The 3,123-nt window shown below is 42.4% G+C and carries 7 protein-coding genes; 4 read left to right on the top strand and 3 right to left on the bottom strand.

Features of this window, described 5'->3' with window-relative positions; all coding sequences use genetic code 11:
• Positions 1 to 71: 71 nt before the first annotated feature.
• The 3 genes from HCR01_RS37435 to HCR01_RS37425 all read right to left on the bottom strand — a co-directional run bounded on the left by HCR01_RS37435 (position 72) and on the right by HCR01_RS37425 (position 1,379).
• Entirely contained in the window at positions 72 to 380 is a 309-nt protein-coding gene (locus tag HCR01_RS37435) for a hypothetical protein (RefSeq protein WP_193200936.1), read from the bottom strand.
• A gap of 95 nt (positions 381 to 475) precedes the next feature.
• Positions 476 to 904: a hypothetical protein gene (locus tag HCR01_RS39735; RefSeq protein WP_226890076.1), complete on the bottom strand. Its 429-nt coding sequence runs from the start codon at positions 902 to 904 to the stop codon at positions 476 to 478.
• A gap of 28 nt (positions 905 to 932) precedes the next feature.
• A complete protein-coding gene (locus tag HCR01_RS37425) occupies positions 933 to 1,379 on the bottom strand; it encodes a hypothetical protein (RefSeq protein WP_193200935.1) in 447 nt (148 codons plus the stop codon).
• A gap of 171 nt (positions 1,380 to 1,550) precedes the next feature.
• Here HCR01_RS37425 and HCR01_RS37420 point away from each other — a divergent pair, with 171 nt between their 5' ends.
• From HCR01_RS37420 to HCR01_RS37405, 4 genes are all read left to right on the top strand, one after another.
• Complete coding sequence (locus tag HCR01_RS37420; RefSeq protein ID WP_193200934.1) at positions 1,551 to 1,862, top strand: helix-turn-helix domain-containing protein; 312 nt, start codon at positions 1,551 to 1,553, stop codon at positions 1,860 to 1,862.
• A 282-nt stretch (positions 1,863 to 2,144) separates the two neighbouring features.
• Entirely contained in the window at positions 2,145 to 2,345 is a 201-nt protein-coding gene (locus HCR01_RS37415; protein ID WP_193200933.1) for a hypothetical protein, read from the top strand.
• Positions 2,342 to 2,521, top strand: a complete 180-nt coding sequence (locus tag HCR01_RS37410; protein ID WP_193200932.1) for a hypothetical protein — start codon at positions 2,342 to 2,344, stop codon at positions 2,519 to 2,521. Before HCR01_RS37415 ends, HCR01_RS37410 begins: the two co-directional genes overlap by 4 nt.
• A gap of 102 nt (positions 2,522 to 2,623) precedes the next feature.
• Positions 2,624 to 3,055, top strand: coding sequence for a hypothetical protein (locus HCR01_RS37405; RefSeq protein ID WP_193200931.1), 432 nt, complete (start codon positions 2,624 to 2,626; stop codon positions 3,053 to 3,055).
• Positions 3,056 to 3,123: the final 68 nt, after the last annotated feature.

The following is a 3,123-nucleotide window of genomic DNA, read 5'->3' as shown; positions in this document are numbered from 1 at the left end:
AAGTCAATTTGATTGCACATATCTTCGGACTTGTTGCATAAACAATCTTAATTCTAGAGGATTTTCTCACTTTAAATATTTTTTGCAACACAACCCTTTGGAGTTAGCACCCAGTAAATCTCGTTGCCATCGTCAATTTCTTCTACCAATCCCCAATCTTGAAGCTCGTCCAAAACATCGCTGAGAAACTCATCAACATCTTCGCCACAAAACCCACCCCCCTCAGCAATCATGTCCAAAGTCCCTCGCATTTGGTGGTCGGCGTGCGCTGATTCCTTAGAAGTTAGAATTTCGATGATGTCCACGTAAGCAGTACTAACGATGTACTCTTTACCATCAGTAGCTTTGGCTCGTCCTTGTAAATCGAAAGGGATGATCATAAGATTTTCTCAATGCTAATTTTCTACATGGGTATTATTTGATTAGCCAGCAGTAAGCAAGATTCAGGGAACTGAGAACTGACAACTGAGGGCTATTAAACCGATACCCGTTCCTTCTTACTAGCGAAAGCCCCCGCCTTCGAGAGCGCTGCACCAGGGCTAGGATGAGCGAAGAATTCTTCAACCGCTTTGCTCAATCCTGCTGCAACAATCGGCTCATGGCAAGCGTAGACATAAACGTGCTGTTGAACGCCATTGACTAGTCGCGTCTCTTGGCGATCACCCAGTTGTGGATAGAATGTTCTCACCCACGTCCCCAGGTGTCCGCGATAGTGGGAGCCTTTGATAGGGACTTTCTTACCTAGCTCACTCTCCGCGAAGTTGACCACGCCGAGCCACTTTTCTTTTGTGCCTGTTAGGGACTGTCTGTTGTATTGAGCTAACAAATTAGCAACAAAGTCTTTGCAATGCTGTTCAAGGTAAGGATTGAGCCGTTCTCCTGTTAGTTCGGCTAGGGCTTCCATTGCCTGTACAAAAGTGTATAGCCGCTGTTCAACGGGAGGAAGGGCTGGTGTGGGGGGTTGTTGCGATTGAGTACTTGTTATGCTCTTGTGTTGGCTTTGTCCAGCCTAAAGCATCCTGCATCCATGCACGAACACCAATAGTCCCGAATGCTTGACAGACTAACTTAGCTTGTTTAGTGCAGTAGCGACCAGCTTCGTAAGCATAGTAATGAAGGATGATGCCGATTGCGATGTCTGGGATACCCTCAGTTCTCCATTCATTCAGGTTCGCGGACTCAAAGCCTTGCTGCATAAGTCTTTGAGCAAGTTTCGATGGTTCGAGGTTCGCGCTTTCTAATGCTTTACCGATCGCTTTATCACTGACTCCAGCTAGTCTGGCTGTAGCCTTGATGCTTCCTTTCCCTTTGCCTGTTACGTCTACCTCAATTTCTTCTTTAATCTGTTCGATGACTTGAGCAATTTCAATTTGTGACATAATAGTCTATTTGCTCCTTAATTTAAAATCTGGGGCAGGTGATCGCCGTTCTCGTCGCAAGGGATGCGATCGCCTTTGTTTTCTATTTGCTTGAATTGTGGTTGTCAATCTTAGTTTAAGTCGAGTAATATACTAATGTCAATGGCGGAGCGCAATAAAAGTAATTTAATTATGACAGCAGTGGATCTGCGACTTGTAGCAACATTTCATTGGGATGAAAACTTGGGCAATAGGTTACGACATCTCAGGGAAGCCAAAAGTTTTAGTCGTAAAGCTTTATCTATAGAAACTCAGAAAACTGGTAAAGCTGTTTCTGAGTCATATATTCAGCAGCTCGAAACCCCCCATCTCTTCGCTGGAAAAGAAAGAAGAGGAGAATCACTAACGGTGTCAAAAGATGTGCTGAGCCGTATATGTGAAGCTATGAATATAGATGTAACAGATTTATTGCCATCAGCAAAATTATTTCTCCCTTCCCCTTGACAATTATGGCGGAACGCAGTAATTTTAATCATAAGGAGAGCAAAGCGCTCACCTCTCGAACAAAAGAAACGTTAAGCACCAACCTCCAGACATAGATTTGAGAAACGAGAACCCTCCGTCGTATAGCACAGAGTACGCAAGGTACGGGTAAAGCGGGCCGGGGGAGATACTCAAAGTCATTGAATAAACAACACGAGACTGCACAGAAGGCGCGGCAATTGCCCAATACCTTGTCTACAGTCTTTGTACTGTTAAATTTAGAAAATTAAATAATAGGAGGATATGAAATCAGAAACGAGAACTGCCTTGCTACAAGCTTACTTTGGACTGCAACGTGTAGTGTTTGACTTGTATGCAGCATCAGAAGCGGCTTTTGAGAACAATGACCTCAGCGATGCTAGTTTACTGGCTAGCAGAGCCGATAAACTATATGAAGAGGTAGAAAACCTGGATATTCTGCTGATTGAGATGGAGGGAGAATGAAAGACTTAAAAGCTAGGGCAAAAGAACTGGCACGTCAAGCAACAGATTATAGCCGACAAGCTGTGGAAGTTTCACCTACAGATCGCGAACAAGGCAGAACTTTGATGCGACAAGCAAGAGATGCCAGTAAGCGATGCCAAGTGTTGATTCAGGAAATACTTAGGCAACAAAGTTAAATTAATATCATCATTTTTTTTAGGCGCTGTGTTAACACAGCGCTGTTTGTTTTGGAGGTGATAGGCATAGTAGCTAAAAAGAAAAACAAAAAGAGAAACGAATTGGATGCAACTATAAAACAATGGGCAAAAATTACTGGTCATTTAGCAAGGGTAGATCAAGTTAGAATGTTGCTGCCAGATTTTTTGGAGTTCGATCCAGAGATTATAGATTACTGGGAAAAAGCAGTACGCATTTATGAAGAGAGATATGTCGAGCCGAATGACCAAAAATATTTACGCAAGCTCACTCCAGCACGTCAGAAATGGGTAAAAACTACTGGAATAAAAGCTTTTTCTCAATCTGTGATTGATGTATTGCCGGAATGTAATTTTTCCTTAAACACAGAACGAGACTGGTTATTACTGACCTCGATATACGCAAAAAGATACCCAGAGAAAGTTTTAGTTCAAAATTCCGAAATCGAAGTTCTCGAAAAAGACGACAAAATTATTAAACCCAGTCGGTTGTGTTGCAAAAAATATTTAAAGTGAGAAAATCCTCTAGAATTAAGATTGTTTATGCAACAAGTCCGAAGATATGTGCAATCAAATTGACTTGA

This window comes from Nostoc sp. MG11 (assembly GCF_014904695.1).
In the GTDB taxonomy this organism is placed as follows: Bacteria; Cyanobacteriota; Cyanobacteriia; order Cyanobacteriales; family Nostocaceae; genus Komarekiella.
This window is presented reverse-complemented; position numbering and strand designations above follow the sequence as displayed.

What these genes read in the sequence shown, in the direction of transcription:
- HCR01_RS37415 (WP_193200933.1), top strand. Translation starts at nt 2,145, where the DNA reads ATGAAATCAGAAACGAGAACTGCCTTGCTACAAGCTTACTTTGGACTG.
- HCR01_RS37435 (WP_193200936.1), bottom strand. Translation starts at nt 380, where the DNA reads ATGATCATCCCTTTCGATTTACAAGGACGAGCCAAAGCTACTGATGGT.
- HCR01_RS39735 (WP_226890076.1), bottom strand. Translation starts at nt 904, where the DNA reads ATGGAAGCCCTAGCCGAACTAACAGGAGAACGGCTCAATCCTTACCTT.
- HCR01_RS37420 (WP_193200934.1), top strand. Translation starts at nt 1,551, where the DNA reads ATGACAGCAGTGGATCTGCGACTTGTAGCAACATTTCATTGGGATGAA.
- HCR01_RS37425 (WP_193200935.1), bottom strand. Translation starts at nt 1,379, where the DNA reads ATGTCACAAATTGAAATTGCTCAAGTCATCGAACAGATTAAAGAAGAA.
- HCR01_RS37410 (WP_193200932.1), top strand. Translation starts at nt 2,342, where the DNA reads ATGAAAGACTTAAAAGCTAGGGCAAAAGAACTGGCACGTCAAGCAACA.